21 protein-coding genes, 1 rRNA gene and 1 riboswitch are annotated in these 21,113 nt (G+C 28.8%); of the genes, 6 read left to right on the forward strand and 16 right to left on the reverse strand.

The features are described 5' to 3' along the window. Positions 1-208, reverse strand: a 16S ribosomal RNA gene (locus tag K0039_RS13630); the annotation flags it as partial. Between the two features lie 402 nt (positions 209-610). After that, positions 611-1,987, reverse strand: coding sequence for a hypothetical protein (locus K0039_RS13635; RefSeq protein WP_228105627.1), 1,377 nt, complete (start codon positions 1,985-1,987; stop codon positions 611-613). Positions 1,988-2,288: 301 nt separating this feature from the next. Here K0039_RS13635 and K0039_RS13640 point away from each other — a divergent pair, with 301 nt between their 5' ends. After that, positions 2,289-3,071: a threonine/serine exporter family protein gene (locus K0039_RS13640; protein ID WP_228105628.1), complete on the forward strand. Its 783-nt coding sequence runs from the start codon at positions 2,289-2,291 to the stop codon at positions 3,069-3,071. 4 nt (positions 3,072-3,075) lie between these two features. Then, entirely contained in the window at positions 3,076-3,558 is a 483-nt protein-coding gene (locus K0039_RS13645; protein WP_228105629.1) for a threonine/serine exporter family protein, read from the forward strand. 98 nt (positions 3,559-3,656) lie between these two features. On the opposite strand, the gene K0039_RS13650 is transcribed toward K0039_RS13645, so the two are convergent. From K0039_RS13650 to K0039_RS13690, 9 genes are all read right to left on the reverse strand, one after another. After that, the gene (locus K0039_RS13650; protein ID WP_228105630.1) at positions 3,657-4,094 is read right to left on the reverse strand and encodes a SoxR reducing system RseC family protein; all 438 of its coding nucleotides are present in this window, start codon (positions 4,092-4,094) and stop codon (positions 3,657-3,659) included. Between the two features lie 142 nt (positions 4,095-4,236). Continuing rightward, a riboswitch (cobalamin riboswitch) is annotated at positions 4,237-4,425 on the reverse strand. A 57-nt stretch (positions 4,426-4,482) separates the two neighbouring features. Continuing rightward, positions 4,483-5,388 (reverse strand): cation diffusion facilitator family transporter, encoded by a 906-nt coding sequence (locus tag K0039_RS13655; RefSeq protein ID WP_228105631.1) that lies wholly within the window; start codon positions 5,386-5,388, stop codon positions 4,483-4,485. A gap of 101 nt (positions 5,389-5,489) precedes the next feature. Continuing rightward, on the reverse strand, positions 5,490-6,587 hold the full coding sequence (gene dinB, locus K0039_RS13660; protein WP_228105632.1) for a DNA polymerase IV: 1,098 nt from the start codon (positions 6,585-6,587) through the stop codon (positions 5,490-5,492). Positions 6,588-6,680: 93 nt separating this feature from the next. Next, a complete protein-coding gene (locus K0039_RS13665) occupies positions 6,681-8,186 on the reverse strand; it encodes a DUF1846 domain-containing protein (protein ID WP_228105633.1) in 1,506 nt (501 codons plus the stop codon). A 350-nt stretch (positions 8,187-8,536) separates the two neighbouring features. Continuing rightward, positions 8,537-8,740 (reverse strand): hypothetical protein, encoded by a 204-nt coding sequence (locus tag K0039_RS13670; protein WP_018592241.1) that lies wholly within the window; start codon positions 8,738-8,740, stop codon positions 8,537-8,539. Positions 8,741-8,841: 101 nt separating this feature from the next. Beyond that, positions 8,842-9,345: an ABC transporter permease gene (locus K0039_RS13675; protein WP_228105634.1), complete on the reverse strand. Its 504-nt coding sequence runs from the start codon at positions 9,343-9,345 to the stop codon at positions 8,842-8,844. A gap of 165 nt (positions 9,346-9,510) precedes the next feature. Continuing rightward, positions 9,511-10,206, reverse strand: a complete 696-nt coding sequence (locus K0039_RS13680; protein ID WP_228105635.1) for a hypothetical protein — start codon at positions 10,204-10,206, stop codon at positions 9,511-9,513. A 1-nt stretch (position 10,207) separates the two neighbouring features. Then, positions 10,208-10,867 (reverse strand): ABC transporter ATP-binding protein, encoded by a 660-nt coding sequence (locus tag K0039_RS13685; protein WP_228105869.1) that lies wholly within the window; start codon positions 10,865-10,867, stop codon positions 10,208-10,210. A 122-nt stretch (positions 10,868-10,989) separates the two neighbouring features. Beyond that, positions 10,990-12,654: a ribonuclease J gene (locus tag K0039_RS13690; RefSeq protein WP_228105636.1), complete on the reverse strand. Its 1,665-nt coding sequence runs from the start codon at positions 12,652-12,654 to the stop codon at positions 10,990-10,992. Positions 12,655-12,793: 139 nt separating this feature from the next. On the opposite strand from K0039_RS13690, the gene K0039_RS22250 reads away from it, so the two are divergent. Beyond that, a complete protein-coding gene (locus K0039_RS22250; RefSeq protein WP_228105637.1) occupies positions 12,794-13,309 on the forward strand; it encodes a spore coat protein in 516 nt (171 codons plus the stop codon). Between the two features lie 67 nt (positions 13,310-13,376). On the opposite strand, the gene K0039_RS13700 is transcribed toward K0039_RS22250, so the two are convergent. Then, positions 13,377-14,561 carry a M20 metallopeptidase family protein gene (locus K0039_RS13700; RefSeq protein ID WP_228105638.1) on the reverse strand — a complete coding sequence of 395 codons (1,185 nt, stop codon included), beginning with the start codon at positions 14,559-14,561 and terminating at the stop codon, positions 13,377-13,379. A gap of 113 nt (positions 14,562-14,674) precedes the next feature. Here K0039_RS13700 and K0039_RS13705 point away from each other — a divergent pair, with 113 nt between their 5' ends. Next, positions 14,675-15,316 carry a cyclase family protein gene (locus tag K0039_RS13705; protein ID WP_228105639.1) on the forward strand — a complete coding sequence of 214 codons (642 nt, stop codon included), beginning with the start codon at positions 14,675-14,677 and terminating at the stop codon, positions 15,314-15,316. 132 nt (positions 15,317-15,448) lie between these two features. Here the strand turns inward: K0039_RS13705 and K0039_RS13710 are convergent, their stop codons facing one another. The 3 genes from K0039_RS13710 to K0039_RS13720 all read right to left on the reverse strand — a co-directional run bounded on the left by K0039_RS13710 (position 15,449) and on the right by K0039_RS13720 (position 17,785). Continuing rightward, positions 15,449-16,810, reverse strand: a complete 1,362-nt coding sequence (locus K0039_RS13710; RefSeq protein ID WP_228105640.1) for an MATE family efflux transporter — start codon at positions 16,808-16,810, stop codon at positions 15,449-15,451. Positions 16,811-16,890: 80 nt separating this feature from the next. Continuing rightward, positions 16,891-17,544 (reverse strand): DMP19 family protein, encoded by a 654-nt coding sequence (locus K0039_RS13715; protein ID WP_228105641.1) that lies wholly within the window; start codon positions 17,542-17,544, stop codon positions 16,891-16,893. A gap of 22 nt (positions 17,545-17,566) precedes the next feature. Then, positions 17,567-17,785, reverse strand: a complete 219-nt coding sequence (locus K0039_RS13720; RefSeq protein WP_228105642.1) for a hypothetical protein — start codon at positions 17,783-17,785, stop codon at positions 17,567-17,569. Between the two features lie 175 nt (positions 17,786-17,960). Here K0039_RS13720 and dpaL point away from each other — a divergent pair, with 175 nt between their 5' ends. Beyond that, on the forward strand, positions 17,961-19,199 hold the full coding sequence (gene dpaL, locus K0039_RS13725; RefSeq protein ID WP_228105643.1) for a diaminopropionate ammonia-lyase: 1,239 nt from the start codon (positions 17,961-17,963) through the stop codon (positions 19,197-19,199). A gap of 5 nt (positions 19,200-19,204) precedes the next feature. Next, positions 19,205-20,140: a D-aminoacyl-tRNA deacylase gene (locus K0039_RS13730; RefSeq protein WP_228105644.1), complete on the forward strand. Its 936-nt coding sequence runs from the start codon at positions 19,205-19,207 to the stop codon at positions 20,138-20,140. 76 nt (positions 20,141-20,216) lie between these two features. On the opposite strand, the gene K0039_RS13735 is transcribed toward K0039_RS13730, so the two are convergent. Next, complete coding sequence (locus K0039_RS13735; protein ID WP_228105645.1) at positions 20,217-21,089, reverse strand: YitT family protein; 873 nt, start codon at positions 21,087-21,089, stop codon at positions 20,217-20,219. Positions 21,090-21,113 lie beyond the last annotated feature (24 nt).

A 21,113-nucleotide genomic window follows, 5' to 3' on the forward strand; every position in this document is an offset into this window, starting at 1 on the left:
CCGCCGGAGCTTTGATAAGAAATCCATGTGAATCTCTTATATCATCCTGTATTAGCATACCTTTCGGTATGTTATCCATGTGTATGAGGCAGGTTACCCACGCGTTACTCACCCGTCCGCCGCTCTTCTCCGAAGAGAATCGCTCGACTTGCATGTGTTAGGCACGCCGCCAGCGTTCATCCTGAGCCAGGATCAAACTCTCATAAAAAAGTTGTCCATCGCTCAGACTAATCATTATCTGAATATCTGGCTTGGTTTGTTTGTTGTTTCAGTTTAATTCTTAAAGAATTAATTTATTGTTAACCTACTGTTTAATTTTCAAAGTTCTTTGCTTGTTTCAGCTTCTTTATTCTACCAAAGCTGTTTTTCTTTGTCAACACTTTATTTAATTTGTTAATTAGCAAATAATTAAGTGTTTTGTCTTTTTTCGAAGACAAGTATAAGTCTATCATTATTAAAATATATTGTCAACGATTTTTTTATATTTTTATTATTTATTTTTTTCATATAATTATTCTTTGTAAATACTTACATTTATATAACTTATATATACACAAAAGACTGCAAGATAAAATCAAGCAGTCTTTCATATTTTATAATATAACATTAGTTATAACAAGAATATGGCAACTATAGTTGTTACTACAAATCCTATCATAATAGGTATAAAGTTTCTTTTACCTAATTCTATTGGACTAACTCCACAAATAGCTGCTGCTGCAACAAGCGACCAAGGAACTAAACATCCGCCCCCTACCCAAATGGCTGCTATTTGACCTAAAGCTGTAAGAACAGCTACATTTGCATGAATTGCATTACCAAATACTAAGGCCAATGAGCCTGCCAATGACATTCCTGAAAATCCAGAACCATCAAGCCCTGTAATACCACCAACAACTGTTTCAATTCCCGCTGCTGCAACTTTATTAAATGGTACTGCATTTGATAAAGCCATACCAATATCGGATAATAAACCTTGAGATCCTTTTGCTAAGACATCCCCAAATACTGTTGTTACTGATGCGTCTCCCAAATAAAAGAATGCTGCTATTGGTATTATTATTGCAAAAATACTTATGGCAAAACCAAATCCATGAATTATATGTTGACCTACTTTATCTAAACATTCCTTAGGACTACTTAATGCATTTACAAAAACTAATAGTGCTACTGATGTTCCTCCAAGTAAAGCTGTTGCATCTCCGCCTTTTAAGTTAAACATATACATTCCTACTATATCCAATATAAAGGCTACTGCCACAACAAGTACAGAAAGTTTTGCTTTCGGTTCAACTTCTTTAATTTCCACTTCCGACTCTCTAGCTACTGCCAATTCCTGATCAAACATGCCTCTTTTTATATCTCTTCTTAACATATAAAATGCTACTGATATGGTTACTATTGCCATAGTCCAATATAGCGGCATACCTTCTATTATAACCGATTGTACTGGTATACCTGCTGCACCTGCAGTTATACTTGGCGCCCCCTGAATTACAAAGTCAGTAGATAAGGCTAATCCATGACCAAATAAGTTAATGGCTACAGCTAATCCCATAGCTGGTAATCCTGATCGAATTGCTATTGGTAAGAATATTGCACCTATTAATGCACATGCTGGAGATGGCCAGAAAAACCATGACATTAACAACATTGCAATACCTGAAACAAAAAATGCTGTTGTAGGGTTTTTTATTACTTTTGCAAATGGCTTTACCATAAAATCTATGGCATGATTTTCTTCTAATGCTTTAGATAGGGCTACCATAATACCTATGATTAGTATTATTCCTCCCAGTTCATTAAGTGCTACAACAAATGAATTAAAAATCCCATTGAGTGCTCCTACAAAGTTTTTCGTAAAGAATAGTCCTAGGAAAAATATGCCCAGTACACAAGGTACTACGCTTTCTTTTTTCAAAATCATAGTAATCAAGATTATTACCATGAAAATAATGTAGATGTAATGTGCGCCTGTCAAAACCATAATAAATTTCCCCTTTTCCACGATAAGATAATAACATTATATGTTTTATCAAAATAAAGTGTTCTTAACATATTTATTCACTTATTTCTATAAATCTTCAATTTTTGTCACATTGTATAAATAAATTTGTTGTTTATTATTTAAAAATATACAATTTAACACTGAAAAGAAGGAATATTTCATCTATCTCAGAATATAATTTATGGTTGGCGTAAAATTTTTAAATAAAAATGCAAATGATATAACTATTTTAAATTATTTTTGTTATAATCTTTTTATCATTATTTAATAGGGGGACTTTATGAAAAGGGAATTTCAAGTTAGCTATAAAAAAGAAATCCTTCGATTTGCCTTACTATTGGGAGAGCAAATGCTTATTAACGGTGCAGAAACTGCTAGAGTTGAAGATAGTGTCCTAAGAGTTTGTAAATCAAGAGGATTTAAACATGTCAATGTTTTTACTACACCAACTTGTGTAATAATATCAGACGAAAAATTTGATGGTCTTACATTTATGAAGACTATCTCTAAAAGAACTATTAACCTTACCAAAATAGATAGATTGAATGATATATCTAGAGATTTTGTTCAAAATGAAGATATTGATCCGCTGGAAGCTATCGGTAGGTTAAGAGAAGTTGATGCAGTAAGAGATTATAACCAATTTGTTTATTTCATTGGTACTGCAATGGCTTCTGCATCATTTGCATACTTAATAGGTGGTACTGGTGTTTTAGATTTTGTACTTACATTAATTATAGCTACCATAGGAGTTATAATTTATAACAAAACACTAAAACTAAACCAAATACCTTTTTTTGCAACACTAATAAGTTCCTTTTCCATAGCTGTTCTTGGTAATTTATTAGTTCAATATGGTATAATTGAAAATTCTACCTCACTAGTAGTTGGTTCTATCATGCCACTTTTACCCGGTGTTTCTTTTATTAAAGGGCTAAGGGATTTAATTTCTGGTAATTTAATTGCTGGTATATCAAGAATAGTTGAGTCATGTTTAATTGCTGCAGCCATAGCTGTTGGTGTTGGTGTTGTCCTTGACTTAGCTGTTAGGTTTGGAGGTTAGTTAGATGAGTTTGTTTAATTTATTAGAGAATTTCTTTTTCTCATTTTTAGCTACTGTAGGATTTTCAATATTCTTCAATTCTCCTATAAAATCTTTAATTCCAGCAGGAGCTATTGGTGGTGTAGGATGGACAGTTTATATGATATTATTTAATTTTTCTGGAAATGCTATTTTGGCAAACTTTTTTGCAGCTGCATTAATTTCTCTTCTTAGTGAGATATTAGCTAGAAAAATGAAGTATCCTGCTATTATATTCGTTATACCAGGTATCTTACCTTTAATACCAGGATTAGGACTTTATAATACCATGTTATCTTTAGTTGAAGGAAGATATACAGATGCCATATCAATTGGTACTAATGCTCTATTTGTAAGTGCTTCAATTGCAATGGGTGTACTATTAATTACATCTTTGGTTAAAACTTATTATATAATTCTTTTTAAAATCAACAATAAAAAACTACAGTTAAAGAAGCTTATAAAATAGTTTTTAATATATAAAATTAGAGTACAAGAAACTTTATAATAAAGATAATAAAAAAGAAGCATTTATTATTAAATGCTTCTTTTTCATTATAAATATCTTTATTTTTCTTCTATTATCTTAGTTATTTCAGGTATATACTGTCTACTTTGCTTAAATTTAGCATCATTTTTTCTCAGTAATAAATAAGATATACCAGTACAAATTAAACCAACTACTCCGCTTATAACTTCAATCGGCCCTGAAAATTTAATTAAATCTAATATATAATATGTTAATATTGTTCCCACAAGTAAAAATATTAAAGGAACTAAGTAAGCAAGCATTGTAGCTTTAAGCACCTTTACACTTTCCATGCTAACTTCTACACGATCTCCTTTTTTGGCTCCTATAGAGTTATCTACTTCTACTACTAAGTCTTGACATTCTGACGATAATTTACTGCACTTGCCACAAGATGCACAAGCCGAATGACGTTGCATTATCATTTTTGCAGTTCTATTATCTACAATGTCTATAATAAATCCCTGTTGATTCATGATTTCATCCCCTTCATATAGAACCTGAACTAGAGAATAAGTTATTACTCTTTCATAAAAAAACTTAATTTTTTATCTATAATATGTTCCGTTAATACCTATTTATTAATAACCCATATTACAGTATTTCTCTCACACCCGAAAGATCATGTATTTTTAGGCAGGTCTCCTGACTTAAAATCATCCTACTAACTTCTCCTTCCCATTTTACCAGTGGAGTTAAAACTCTCCAAAGCCTAAGTTTTCGTCATTATCACAGTAGCGGGGGCTGCTGTGGATTTTCACCACATTCCCTTTTAAGCCATTTGGCACCTTGAATAATATACTCATTCTCTAGTTAAATGCATATTTTACTATGCACTTTAATTATAAAATATAATGTTTTTTTCTACAATAGGTTTTCCTTTTTATAATAAGGTTCAATATGAATTATAACCTGGCAATTTGGATTAATTTTATTTTTAATCTGTCTTTCTATATTGTGAGAAAGACTATGGGCCGCTTCAGTAGTTGTATTTGCATCAATCATAATATGCATATCCACATAGATATCATTTGCGCTACCTCTACTTCTTATTTTATGAATATTTTTTATCTCATCAAAAGAATTTAATATTTCAGTAATTTTTTCTTCTCCTACAACTGCTTTATCCAATAGTATACCAATAGATTCTTTAAAAATTTCATAGGATGCTTTTAGTATAAATAAAGATATCACTATAGATATAATAGGATCTATAATTTGAGGTAAACCTAATTTAATTCCTATTAATGATACTAAAACACCTACAGATATAAAAATATCACTTTTAGTATGAATAGAATCCGATATCAGTATAAAACTTTTATATTCTTCGCCTTTTTTTCTTTCATATATAGTAACAAAAATATTTATGCAAATAGTTAATATTAATGAAATTAAACTTATTAATGTTATATTTAGCTCACTTGGATTTATAAATCGGCTAAATCCAGTAAATAAAGTTTTCAAACCTAAAAATAAAAGCATACCTCCAATAAACAAACTCGCAATTATTTCAGATTTTTTGTGTCCATAAGGATGTTCCTTGTCAACTGGTATACTAGCTATAGTAATTCCAATCAAACCCACCACATTAGATAATCCATCAGATAAAGAATGAACCCCATCTGTACTTAAACTGGCACTATTTATTAAATAACCAACCACTATTTTTGTTATAGCTACTCCTAAGTTAGCAAATAAAATTATCCATAAAACACACTTAACCTTTTTGTAATTTTCATTATTACCATAATCAATTTCACTTTCCATAAATATCCCTCCAACTTTGAATTACATTAATAGTTAATAATATTTATCATTGTCCTATATACTCAAAAATCCATGGACTATGCCCATGGATTAATAAAATATTATTCAGTTTTTCTATTATCAATATATTCAAATAAAGTAATATTTGTTCTTTCTTCTAGGTTAATTAAATTTAATAATGTTACTCCTATAAGTCTTATATCTTTATGATTATGTTCTATATTTTTAAATAAGTTAAAAATGTTAGTTCTGATATCCTCATGAGAACATATGGGGTTGGTTAAACTAGCACTTCTAGTTATTTGCTTAAAGTCACCATACTTTATTTTTAAAGTTACAGTCCTTCCCATCTTTTTTATATCCTTCGCTCTTTGAGATACTTCCTCACAAAGTTCATCTAAAATATTAATTAGCTTCTCATCTTCTATATCTAAATTTTCACTTAAGGTAGTTTCTGCACCTATGGACTTTCTTTCTCTGTGTGGCTCAACAGGTCTATTATCTATACCTCTTGATAGTTGATAAAATAAATATCCTCTATTTTTAAAAATTGATTCCAATTCATTTATGTCCAACTGTCTTAAGTCATATCCTGTATTAATTCCTAAATTATGAAGCATTCTTTGAGTTACCTTACCCACTCCAAAAAATTTACTTATGGGAAGATTATCAAGAAAACTTTGGGTATTATCTTCTCTTATAATAGTAAGTCCATTTGGTTTATCATAATCTGAAGCTAGTTTAGCTAAAAACTTATTGTAAGATACACCTGCAGATGCAGTTAATCCAGTTTTTTCATAGATTTCTTTTTTAATTAATTTAGCAATTTCTGTAGCATATTTTATATTAAATTTATTTTCTGTAACATCTAAATAAGCTTCATCAAAAGATAAGGGTTCCACTAAATCTGTATATTTATGAAAAATCCTTCTTATTTCATAAGATACTTGTTTGTATACTTCAAATCTTGGTCTTACAAATATGGCATAGGGGCATCTTTTGTATGCAGTTTTACATGGCATAGCAGAATGAATTCCATATTTTCTTGCCTCGTAGGAACAAGTTGCAACTACACCTCTACCTTGAGGATTTCCTCCTACAACTACAGGTTTTCCTTTTAAATGCGGATTATCCCTTTGTTCAATTGAAGCATAAAATGCATCCATATCTATATGAATTATTTTTCTTTGATTTTTCATACTTATCACCCTTTACTTCTTTAAATTAATCTTATTACATTTTACATTGTAAAATAGGCCACATTGATTATCAATATGGCCTTAAGTATCTTATTAATTATAGTATAAATTTTGAGATGCATAATTTGGATCGCAAGTTACATGCATTCCTAACTTTCTAAATGTTTGTTCATCATCTTTGCTTATTATTGTAGTTGAATGAGCTTGTATATTTTTTAACTCATCTAATTTTTCCATAGCAAGTTCTGCTGTTGGATTAGTTACTGCACATATAGCAAGTGCTGATAAAACTTCTTCTAAGCCAAGTGACACATTTTTTCCACCTAGTGTTTCCGTTTTTAATTTTATAATTGGATTTAATATTACTGGTGATATTAAATACATATCATCTGGAATATTAGCCATGTATTTTATTGCATTTAATACTGCTGCTGCTGATGCACACATTAAATCAGAGCTTTTCCCTGTTATTATTGCACCATCTTCAACTTGCATAGCAACCACAGGGCAAATATCTTGATTATTACTTTGTGATCTTAATTTTTCTGAGTATTCTCTAGCTGGTATAACCACAGCTCTGTCTTCTGGCTTAACATTAACTTTTTCAAGTATTAAAGATATTGTATCATAAGCATCTTTGTTTACTTCACCTTTTTTATATTGGCAAGCAGTGTTAAAGTATCTTCTTATTATTTCATCTATAGAAGCTTCACGAACTACTTCGTCATCAACTATACCAAACCCAACTCTGTTAACACCCATATCTGTTGGTGATTTAAACATAGATTCTTTTCCAGTTATTTTTTCTATTATTTTCTTTAATACTGGGAATAATTCTAAATCTCTGTTATAGTTAACTGATTTTTCTCCATAAGCATCTAAGTGGAATGAATCTATCATGTTAACATCTTTTAAATCTACAGTAGCAGCTTCATAAGCTATGTTTACTGGATGATTTAATGGTAAGTTCCAAACTGGGAATGTTTCAAATTTTGAATACCCAACTGAATTTCCTCTTTTATTTTCATGATATAGCTGACTTAGGCAAGTTCCAAGCTTACCACTGTTTGGCCCCGGAGCAGTTACTACTACTATTGGTTTAGTTGTTTCTATATATGGATTAGCCCCATATCCCTCATCACTTACTATAGCGTTTACATCTGATGGGTATCCTTTAGTTGGAGCGTGTTTATAAACTTTTATTCCACGTCTTTCTAGTTTATTTATAAATACTGTTGTTGCAGGTTGTCCTTCAAATCTAGTTATAACTACACTGTTTACATCTAGGTTATAACCTCTTAAGTCATCTATAAGTCTTAGAACTTCCATATCGTAAGTTATGCCATAATCTCCTCTTACTTTGTTACGCTCTATATCACCTGCATAAACACATATTACAACTTCTACTTGATCTTTTATATTTTGTAAAACTTTGATTTTAGCGTTCTCATCAAACCCTGGAAGTATTCTTTTTGCATGTAAATCTCCCATTAGTTTTCCACCAAACTCTAAGTATAATTTATCAAATTTTTCTACTCTTTCTAGGATATATTTAGACTGTTCTTTTAGATATTTTTCATGATCAAATCCGATTTTCATTATGCACCTCTCAAAAATTATTTTTTCACTTATTATTTTTCACTAAGGCATTATTATATACCATAATAGTAATTTTTTTCAAGAAGTTTTTAATATCTTTTCGGATTTTTTTAAATAGAAATAAAAGATAGTGATATTTTTCTATCTTTAAGGCCTGAGTTTATTGATTTTTATTTGATTTGTTTTTATTAGTTTTTTAGTGAAAAATAGGTGCATAACTTCACCACTTTTTTAATGGTGGAGTTCTATTATATGATAATATTTTTTCTTAGTCAATACTTTTCATAAAAAAAATAACCTATTTGGAAAAATCCAAATAGGTTATTATAAATCAAACTATAATATTGTTATTAGCAGCAGCCGTCTTCTTCTCCTTCAAATCCACATGCACAAACTATTAATAATAGTATTAAGAATGGTATCCAAGCGCAAATATCTATTTCTGTCCAACAATCTTGGAATGCTAAGAATAAGAAGAATAATATTATTATCCACCATCCAGCTCCGAAAAATCCGCCTTCACATCCACATCCACCAAAGAATCTATCTAACATTACGTTACCCCCTTGTTGATATTAAATAAATTTGTTATCTAAAATATACTATGAAGGTAGGTGTGTTTTTGACATTACTTTTTCATAAAAAAAATATTTTTTTAATCTATGGATTTTAAAGACTCTAATATTTTCACTTTTTTAAGCTTGTAGAACATAACTATATTTACAAATAAACTTAAAATTATAGTTACTACAGCTGCTATAAAATAACTACTTCTATCTATAACCCTACCAAACATCATAGACTGAATTTCTACTGTAACCATAATAAATTGATGTAATATAGTTCCAAGACCTAGTCTTACCATAGTTCCTATAATTGTTAATATTAAATTTTCTCTATAAATATATGCTGATACTTCATTATCATAAAAACCTAAAACCTTTATGGTTGCAATTTCTCTAATTCTTTCAGAAATATTCACATTTGTTAAATTATATAAAACAACAAAAGCTAAGGCTCCAGCAGATATTATCATGATTAATACTACATAATTAAGATTTTTTATAGTATTGCGGAAGGTTTCTTTTGCCGCTGTATTAAACACCACACCATTAATATTTTTTATTTCAAATAATTTTTTTGATAACTTTTCTTCCATCTTTACGTTTGGATTATTTAAAACACCTAAAACTCTATTAAATTTAAGGTCTTTTTTAAATAAATTATTATAACTATCAGGTGAGATATAGGCGTAATGTGATATATAATTTTCTGTTATATTACTAACTTTGACTTTTACCTTTTTGTCATGGCTATTAATTAACTAGATTTCATCTCCTGCTTTTATACCTAAATCTTTAGCGATTTTTTCTGTGATTACTATTCCGTCATTTTTAAGAACTATATTTTTTTGAGTTTTTCTACCTTGTAAATGAATAAACTCATCTATTTTATTTAAACTTTTGGGAACAACTATGGTTATTTCCTTAGTAGCATTATTAATTTTTATATCTCCATTTTCATAGCTAAATAACTCATATTTATTTATCTCATTCATTTTTGATAGCTCATCTTTAAGTTGTTGAGTATCCTTACTAGTCATATTAGGCTGTGTAACTATGGACATATCATATTTAAATAAAGTTCCATATTGTCCTGTTACAATAACTTCTATATCTAAGTTGTTCAGATCTAAGCCATGAACTTTTAATACTCTTTCACTGGACTTATATGTTGAAATTACATCCATGGAGTAGGTAGGATAAATACCTTCTACTCCATTAACTTTTTTTATTTCATCAACATCTTTATCTGTTAATCCTAATGTTGAAATTACCTTCACATCCATTAGATTATAATTATCATAATATTTATCAGAAGAAGTTTTCATTACTATAGGAGCCGATTTTACTCCTGAAAAAAATGCTACTCCTAAAGCAACTATTGCAACTATAGAAAAGAACCTTCCTTTAGATTTTAATATATCTCTTATAAAATCTTTATTTAGAGCACTTTTCATACTACCACTCTATCCTTTCAACTGGTGTTGGATTTTCATTGATAGTAATTGAATTAATTTTTCCATTTTTAACTTTTATAACTTTATCACCCATAGGAGTTAATGCCAGGTTATGAGTAATTATTATCACCGTCATTTTCATCTTTCTACAAGTATCTTGTAAAAGTTTTAATATAGCTTTTCCTGTATTATAATCTAATGCTCCTGTTGGTTCATCACATAATAATAACTTTGGATTTTTTGCTAAAGCTCTTGCAATAGCTACCCTTTGTTGCTCTCCTCCAGACAGTTGAGCCGGAAAGTTATTTTTTCTGTGACTAAGACCCACTGCTTCCATTACTTGATCTAAATCTAATGGATTTTTACAAATTTGTGTGGCAAGCTCCACATTTTCACGGGCTGTTAAATTTTGTACCAAGTTATAAAATTGAAATACAAAGCCTATATCATATCTTCTATAAGTAATTAATTCTTTATTGGTATATTTATTAATTTCATTATTATCTACAATAATTTGGCCACTAGTTGGACTATCCATTCCTCCAAGAATATTTAATATAGTGCTTTTACCAGCGCCACTAGCACCAGCAACTACAACAAATTCACCCTTATTTACTGTAAAATCTACTCCACTTAAAGCTTCTATATTAACTTCACCCATTTTGTATATTTTTTTAACATCCTTAAATTCAATATAATCCCTCACTTATTCCCCCCAATTCTATAAATATTTATTAATTAATTGTAGCGTATAGCAAATATGATTTCACAAACGTATTCCCTCTATATTTCCATAATTATTGGAAATACACTAGGTTTTCTCTTTGTTTTGTCATAAAGTAATTGCTCCACAGATTTCTTTACACTTGATTTTAGTAATTGCCATTCAATAATTTCATTTGATAAGCATTCTTCAATTTTTTCTCTAGATAAATTTTTAATTTCTCTTATTAAATCTTCTGACTCTCTCACATATATAAATCCTCTAGTAATTATATCTGGTCCAGATGCTATTTCATAATTTGTTTTATCAATGGCAACTACCACAATAACCATTCCATCTCTAGCAAGATTTCTTCTATCTCTTAAAACAATGTTACCCACATCTCCAACACCAAGACCATCCACATATAATATTCCTGTGTGAACTCTTTCTGTCGCAGAAGCTCCTTTAGATGTAATTTCTAATACTTGACCTGTTTCTAGGGTAAAAATATTTTCAGAGTCCATACCAAGTTTTTTTGCTAAATCAGCGTGATGCTTTAAATGTCTATATTCACCATGTACAGGCATAAAATATTTTGCTTTTACTAGAGTGTGAATTAATTTTAATTCTTCTTGATAAGCATGACCAGATACATGAATATCCTCTAAATCTTCATAAATAACTTCTACACCTTTTCTAAATAGTTGGTTTATTACCCTTGAAATTATCTTATCATTACCTGGAATTGGTGAAGCTGAAATTATAAATAAATCATCTGGATGAATTTCTATTTTTCTATGACTACCAAAAGCAATTCTTGAAAGACCTGCTCCTGATTCGCCTTGACTACCAGTTGTTATTATAGTTATATTTTCATCTGGATATCTATTCATATCATCTATATCAATCAATGATTCTGCTGGTATATTTAAATAACCCAGTTCAATTGCTACTCTAGATACGTTTTCCATACTTCTTCCACTAAAAATAATTTTTCTATTTTCTTTTATAGAGGCATTAGCAATTTGTTGCATTCTGTGAATATTTGATGCAAATGTAGCCACAATAACTCTTCCTTTTGCTCCTGAAAATATTCTATTTAAAGTTTCTCCTATGGTTTTTTCTGATAATGAATGACCTGCTCTTTCTATGTTTGTACTGTCAGCTAAAAGTAATAAAACTCCTTTTTTTCCAAGAGTCGAAAATCTATTTAAATCCATAAGCCTTCCATCAATTGGTGTATAATCAATTTTAAAATCTCCAGTATGAACAATTACGCCTAAAGGAGTTGTTATAGCCAAAGAGCAGGCATCTGCTATGGAGTGAGTAGCCTGAATAAATTCTACTTTAATTTTATCCAGATCCACTGTATCTCCACTTTCCACAGAATGAACTGTTACCATATCTTCCATCTTGTGTTCTTCCAATTTATTTTTAACTAGTCCTAAAGTAAGTCTAGTTCCATAAATAGGCATATTAATTTGTTTTAGTATATAAGGAATAGCTCCAATATGATCCTCATGCCCATGAGTTAAAAATAAACCTTTAACTTTTTCTTTGTTGTCTATTAAATATGTTACATCTGGAATTACTAAATCTACTCCATACATGTCTTCATCTGGGAATGATATACCACAATCTATAACGATTATTTCATCTTCATATTCTATGGCTGTTATGTTTTTGCCTATTTCCCCTAATCCTCCAATTGGAATTACTTTAACACATCTTCTTTTTCTCATGTCTATTCTCCTTTTCATAGTCTAAATCAATTTATTTTAATTAAAAAATTATCCTTATCATATTGTATGTTCTTCTTATTATTTGCAATATATGAATAATTTATATTTTTAAAGTAAAAATATAAATGGAGGTGATTCAGTGGTAAATTTAACTAGCAAAGAAAGATTTTTACTAGAAGGTGAAAAATATCAACAACAATTAGTAATCGATAAATATAATGACTATGCTTTACAAGCTCAAGATAACTCTCTAAAAGGCTTATTTTCTAATTTAGTTAAAATCGAAGAGAAACATTTAAATATGATTGATGAAATGTTACAAGGAAAAGTTCCCCAAATGAACAAGGAAAATCTTCATCCATATTATGAAAATAATTCTATTAATTCTAATGATTATATAAATATAGGTAATATTACCTTAACATCTTTAGATAATAATAGTAGTTATGACGATGGTGACAAAATTATATGTTTCGATGCTTTAACAACAGAAGAACTTCTTCATTCAACATGTAGTGCATCTAGCTTTGAGTTTGAAAAAACTGAATTTGAAAATATTTTAAAATACATAATTGAGGAAAAATCAGAAAATCTTAAATATCTCAACAATTATATGATTAAAAAAGGAATGTATAATAATATTATTTATTTTTAATATCTATATTAAAATTAAAATGCCATATTAAACAAGTTTATTATGTTTAATATGGCTATATTTATAACTATTTATTAAAGTAAAGTACATTTAATACATGCATAGCACTGCCTATAACCAGGCAACCTTCATCAATATCAAATGTGTCTGTATGAATTAAACTATTTATGCCTTCTTCTTTATTTCCACAACCTAAATGAAAAAATACTCCTTTACAATTTCCCGTATAAAATGAAAAATCTTCAGCTCCCATAGCAGGATACATTTTTTCCTTATAGGCTTCTTTTCCCAATAATTCTTCTGTATTAAATTTAATAATATCCACTAATTCTTTATCATTTATAACTGGTGGATAACCCTTATTTTCTATATATAGATTACCTTCGCATCCATAAGCCTTTGCTGTATTTTCTACTATGTTTTTTGCTCTATCTACTATGAATTTTTTACTTTCCTCGTTTAAAGCTCTGATAGTTCCACTAATTTCCACATCTTCACATATAACATTTTGAGCTTCTCCTCCACATATTTTACCTAAGGTTAATACTGCCATAGTAGAAGGAGAAATATTTCTACTTATTATACTTTGCAAAGATGTTATAACCTGAGCTGCACAAACTAATGCATCTGTTCCATTTTCAGGATATGCCCCATGAGCTCTTTTACCTTTTATCCTTATTTTTAAGCTACTTGAGCTGGCATTTAAAGTTCCTTCTTTACATTCAATAAATCCCCTTTGCACATTTGTCTGTACATGTAATCCAAACATATAATCTACCTTAGGATTTTCTAAACAACCATCTTCTATTAAATACTTTGCTCCGCCAAATCGTTCTTCTGCTCCTTGGAAAAAAAATTTAACATTTACTTTTAACTCTTCTCTCATTTCATATAAAACTTTACAAGCTCCTATAAGCATAGCTGTATGAGAATCATGTCCACAAGCATGCATTACTCCCTCATGTTTTGATTTATATAACTTATTATTTTTTTCATTTATTGGTAGTGCATCTATATCAGCTCTCATAGCAATAGTTTCATAAGCTGGACTTTTTATTATATAAGCTATTATTCCCCTATGACTTTCAAATTCTTTATATTCAATTCCTATTTCATCTAAGTACTTTTTTATTTTTTCTTTAGTTATATATTCTTCCATGGCAAGTTCGGGTGTTTCATGTATGTCTCTTCTAATTTTAACTATCCAATCATTCAAATTATTTACTTTATTAATTACATCTTGAAAATTCATATTATCACCCCCGTCATCTATGAAAATTTCATATATAATATAATTATAGTATAGGACATTGATTATAATTGTTACATTTTGTATATTAGTTTTATATTTTTAAGGAGGTAAAAATGAAAATAATTGATTTAACTCATTCTATTGCAAATTATATGACTGTATATCCTGGTGGACCACACCCCCAGAACAAAATAATAAGTACTGTAACTGAAAATGGATACAAAGAAACTGAAATCCATATTCGTTCACACAATGGTACTCATATGGATTCTCCTAATCATGTTTTTGAAGATGGAGTTTCTCTTGATAAAATTGATGTGATAAATTTTATTGGTACTGCCGCTCTTGTTGATTGTTCATCTTTAGGAGAAGGTGATATTATTACTTATGATTTTATTGAAAAGAATAAAGAAGCTATTGATAATAGTGAATTTATTGTGTTTAGAACTGACTGGAGTAAATATTGGAATACTGATAAATATTTAGGTAAATATCCTGTTATAAGTGATGAAGTTGTGGATTTTATTATGACTTCTAATAAGAAAGGAATTGCCTTTGATACAATTTCTGTAGATCCAATAGATGCTTCTATTTTAGCTAAACATCATAAGATTCTTGAAAATAATATTTTAGTATTTGAAAATTTAACTAACTTAGATTTAATAAATAGTGATACTTTTGTATTTTGTGCTTTACCACTTAAATTTGAAAGCTCTGATGGTGCTCCAATAAGAGCAATTGCTATGTTAGACTAAACTTATTTTTCTAATCAATAAAAAAATCAAATTTATATTATATAATTGCAAATATAATATAAATTTGATTTTAACTAATTATTTATCTCATCTAATAATCTTAATTTTTTATGGTGATAATTCTTGATAAAACTAATCTTTAATCATATACAACTTATGAGTTTTTCTAAGATATACTAGAATACTAACCAATAAAATTCCTTTTACCACACTACTTAAAGTAATACTCCACCAAACTCCATTTAGTCCAAGAATATCAGGTCTGCAAAGCAAAATAGCTAATGGTATTCTACATCCAGTTAGTACAGCTATTATTATGGATGGTATATAAGTTCTACCCAAACCTTTAAAAATCCCAGCAACTGTTATCTCTAAGCACATAAATAATTGTGAATATCCTAGAATTTTCAAATAGTCTATTCCTTGTAAAATGGCTTCTGGCTCATTTATAAAAGCCCTAAATATGAATTCCCCTAAAAATACTAAGATAGCTGTTGTTAAGGTTCCCCATATAATCACTCCTATTAAAGCATATTTTGTACTTTTATTTATTCTATCAATTTTCTTTGCTCCATAATTTTGACCTACAAAGCTAGATAGTGCAGATGCAAATCCATCACAACTATTCCAAGATATTGATTCAATCTGTGAACCTACTTTTTGCACTGCTATGGCAACTGGCCCAAAAGACGCTACTATCACTCCCATTATCATGGAAAAAATAGTGAATAACCCATTTTGAAGTGCCACTGGTGTTCCCAGCACAAATAAAGTTTTATAATAAGTAAAATCAACTTCTCTAAATAGTTTGATTTTAAAGTGCTCTTCTTTATCCTTAGAAATTAAATAGATAAAACATAAAGACACAATTATATGAGATGTAATTGTAGCTATGGCAGCACCTGCTACACCCATTTCAGGAAATGGCCCTATACCAAATATTAATACTGGATCTAAAATAATATTAGTTATTAAACCTATGGTATTAATCTTAAATGGAGATTTACTATTTCCTAAACCTACAAATATTGATGTAAATACAGGGTTTATAAAATAAAACATCATGCCAAGTCCCACAATAACTAAATATTGTTCAGACATATTAATAACTTCCATGTCTCCCAGTTTAAAAAATCCAACAAGAGGTCCTTTAAATAAAATTAAAACTAAACTATATAAAAAAGATAAAATCATATTAATTTCAATTGCTGATTTAATATAGTATTTAGTATCTTTCTCATTTTTTTCTCCCACACTTTGGGCAACCTTAATTTCTCCGCCTACCTTTGAGATCATAATAAATGCCATGGCAAGCCAAGGATAAAATCCTGCTGTTCCAACTGCTGCCACAGATTTACTTCCTATTTTACCAACCCAAATCATATCTATAAGACTGTAGGCTATTTGTATAAAAGCAGTTCCCATTATTGGTAATGATAACTTCACCAATTTCTCCACAATATTCCCATTAGTTAAATCAATTTGTTTGCTCATAACTTCTCCTTGATTATATATTCATTTATTTGCTTTATACCCTTAAAATGCCACCCAAATTAGGTGGCATTTGTATGTAATTAATTATTCTCCATTAGTTTTTGTTCTTCTTCCATTTCTTTTAAAATTTTTAACTCTTCTTCACTTAAATCAGAAAAATCAATTATATTATCTCTAATATAATTTGCTATTAATAATCTTAAATCTGTTTTCTCATATAAATCATTAAATTTAGAAAAATCAAATTTACTAATAAATAATGAGTATTCTTCTACGCTTCTCTTGTCTATATGACTTATTCCTTCTTCAATGTCATTTTTATCAATAAACATTTTATAACTGTCTAATAATTCTAAAGCTTTTACATCTTCAAAAGCTTTTTCTAAATAATTCATAGTTATATTACTAATACTAAAAAAATATTCCCCTAATCCCCCATTTTTCATTTCTGTATCAAACCAAAGTAAAGTATAAACATTTTTATGAGTCATCTTCATATTTTGAAATACTTCTAAATCATTACATCCATAGCCATACCTTAACTCTAAATCATTTTCTACCATACAAATTAAATCTTCATCATCATAGCTTAATACTCTAATGTCACCTTTTTTACGTGTTTCTTTTTCTTCAACTTTTCTAGATTTTGACCTGCTCTTTATTATTAAAAGTATGATTATATTAACTGCCCCTAAAATTACAAAAATTAAAAGTATTTTATTTATAAATGACATAATATATCCCCCCTTATATGTTTTAGCTAAAATTATTAATGTATAACAATAATAAACTAATCATTAATATACCAATTATTATTCCTACTACAGCTACTATCTTTGCCTCTTTATATAATTTTTTCTTATTTTTTATTTCATAAGAAAAACAATAAATTAAAAAAATTAATCCACATAATATAAGCATGCCACCTATAGTACCTATAAAGAATGTTGTCATAATAGAATTTTTATTTTGCATTTTTTCACATCCTCATATTTTTTTCTATTAAAGTAATTATATTATACTTTTTCTTTATTTTGAAATATAAACTTGTAATCCTACAAATATTTTATTATCCATAACAACAAATATATATTTTGCTATAATTATTTTATACTAGTTTTTATAAATTATATCTTTGGAGGAATATAAAATGATAAGCTTTGAAGAACAATTAGGAATTAATGTAATCTCAACACCTACGAACAATCATAATTTACCTCTATTTTTAAATGAAGAAGTATCTGACAAAGTAAGAAATTTTCACTCATCAATTAGCAACTATGAAGTAACACCTCTTGTATCTTTAAATAATTTAGCAAAGAAACTAGATATTAAAGGAATTTATGTTAAAGATGAATCTTATAGATTTAATTTAAATGCTTTTAAAGGGTTAGGAGGCTTATATGCTATTTTTAAAATAGTATGTAAAAAACTAAATCTAGATGATAGCAAAACAACTTTTGAAGATTTACAAAACCCTGAAATAAAAAAATATTTAAAAAATATGGTTTTTATAACTGCTACAGACGGAAACCACGGCAAAGGTGTGGCATTTGCTGCGTCAAAATTAGGATGCAAATCTATAGTTCTTATGCCAAAAGGAACTGTAGAAGTTAGAGCTGAAGCAATTCGCCAAGTTGGCGCTTATGAAGTAACTATTACAGATCTTAATTATGATGATGCTGTGAGAAAAGCTGCTAAGTTAGCTAAAGAAAATAATTGGCATCTGGTTCAAGATACAGCTTGGGATGGATATGAAGATGTACCTAATTTTATTGCCCAAGGATATACAACAATGGCAAATGAAGCTTATGATCAATTACAAGAATATAGTGTTGAAAAACCAACGCACTTATTTTTACAAGCTGGTGTAGGGTCCATGGCTGGAGGAGTTTTAGGATACTTTGCAAATAAGTATAAAGGTAATTCTCCTATTACCACAATTGTAGAACCTAAAACTGTAGCTTGTATTTATAAATCTGCTCTATTTAATGATGGAAATCCTCATGCAGTTACTGGAGATTTACAAACTATAATGGCAGGCTTAAATTGTGGTGAACCAAATACTGCTACTTGGCCTATTCTTAGAGATTTTGCATCTTTTTATGCTGCTTGCCCTGATTATGTAACTGCTAGAGGTATGAGAATTCTAGCCTCTCCTATTAAAGATGATAAAAAAATTATTTCTGGAGAATCTGGAGCAGTTGGTATTGGACTATTATCTTTATTAATGGAAAAAGATGAGTTAAAAGAAATAAAACAAGCTATGAATTTAAATTCTAATTCAGTAGTTTTAATATTTAATACAGAAGGCAATACTGACCCTATAGGATATGATGAAATAATTTATGATGGTAGAAATCCAAGTTCATTTGTGGAAAGAAGGTAATTACAATGAGTTATAATAAAAAAGCTGTATATTTTTTCTGTACAGATTACGAAAGAGATGAAGTTGCTCCAAGGGTTCTTGACTATTTAAAAAATACTTATTCTCTAAAATTAAGTGATACAAAATTTGATAACAGAAATATTTATAAATATATTGATGAAAACAATAATTTATTTACTTATGTTGAAACTGACAAAGTGTTAAGTTATGACTACAATAAATACATACCTATATTAAATAAGTTATTTTCAGATTATGATGTTGCTGGTGTTGTAAACTGGCATGGTGGAGAAAAAGCTCCAGATAAAATCCTTACAGTTCATTCAACTGGTGATGTTGTAGGAGGTATTTATGCACCTTCTCATCCTTTTTACTTAAGGAATTTATTAGTTTCCATGGAAAAACATAGAGTGGAAAATAATCTTGATGATTTCAAGGTAATGACTGAAGGAACTCATTGGACAGGTACAATAAGAGGTGGAGATATTAATTTAATAGATAAGTATAAGGTTCCTCTATTTGACATAGAAATAGGAAGTACTTTAGACAGTTGGAGTAACGAAATAGCTGTAAAAATCTTGGCTACTTCTTTAAAAGATGTGTTCTCAGATGATGATCCTGTGAAAGTTCTTCTTTGTACTGGTGGTATGCACTTCGAGGATACATTTTCAAATATAATCATAGATAAAGATTGTAAAATATCTGTAGGTCATGTTCTTCCTAATCAATGGTTGGTCCAAGGTGAGTATGATAAAGATGAAAAATATAATTTATTAAAAAAATGTGCTAACTCTATTACTGGCAATATTGATGGTATAGTTGTTCACGACAACTTAAAATCTGGTTATAAAAATCAAATAAAAAAACTTGCTGAAGAATTAAATGTTCCTACTTTTAAACATAAAAAATTAAGAAATCCAAAAGATTTACCTATTTGGTAGTATATTAAAAAGCATATAATAAGTAAAATATTAGTTAATAATAAATTCACTTATTATATGCTTTTCTATTTTAAATTTATTCAATAGTTAAACTTTCTTTATTTTTAATATGTTGACCTACTATTTCTGCTACATCAGTAATAGTCATAAAAGCAGATATATCATCAGCTTCTATAATTTTCTTAAGTTCTCTAACTTCTAATCTTGTAACAACTACATAAAGAACTACTTTCTTACCACTTATCAACCCTTCTCCTTCAATAAAAGTTACTGTTCTTCCCAGCTTTTTATATATACTTTTAGATATTTCCTCACCATGATTTGTAATAATCAAAGCTGCCTTTGCTTGGTCCAGACCTTCTGATACTATATCTATTATTTTGTAAGTTATAAAGTATGTCATTATGGAATAAAGAGCTCTATCCCATCCAAATAGCATTCCTGCTACCATGTAAATTACTAAATTGATCAATAATATTACTTGCCCTACGGAAAAAGATGTTTTTTTGTTAATTAATATGGCTATTGTCTCTACTCCATCTAAACAAGGACCATATCTAATAACAAAACCTACTCCTATTCCAAGGATAATCCCACCAAATACAGTAGCAAGCAGTATATCATTGGTAACTATTTCTACATTTTTAAATGCCTCTAATAATAAGGAAAATACAACCATAGCAAATGAAGCTTGAATAAGAAAATTTTTACCTAAATGTTTAAAACCCAATAATAGGAATGGAATATTTATTACTATAATAAAAATACTTAATTTTATTTTTGTTAAGAAGCTTAGTATTATGGAGATTCCCGTAATTCCACCATCAATAATACGATTTGGAATCAGGAATACTTCTAAGGCTAATGCTGCTAACAAAATACCTATAGTAATAAAAAGATAGGAAAGAACAGTGATTACCCAAGAATTATATTCTTTATTTTTAAACATGTACTCACCACTCTTAAAATATAA

The organism is Terrisporobacter mayombei, assembly GCF_020748465.1.
GTDB classification, from domain to species: domain Bacteria; phylum Bacillota; class Clostridia; order Peptostreptococcales; family Peptostreptococcaceae; genus Terrisporobacter; species Terrisporobacter mayombei.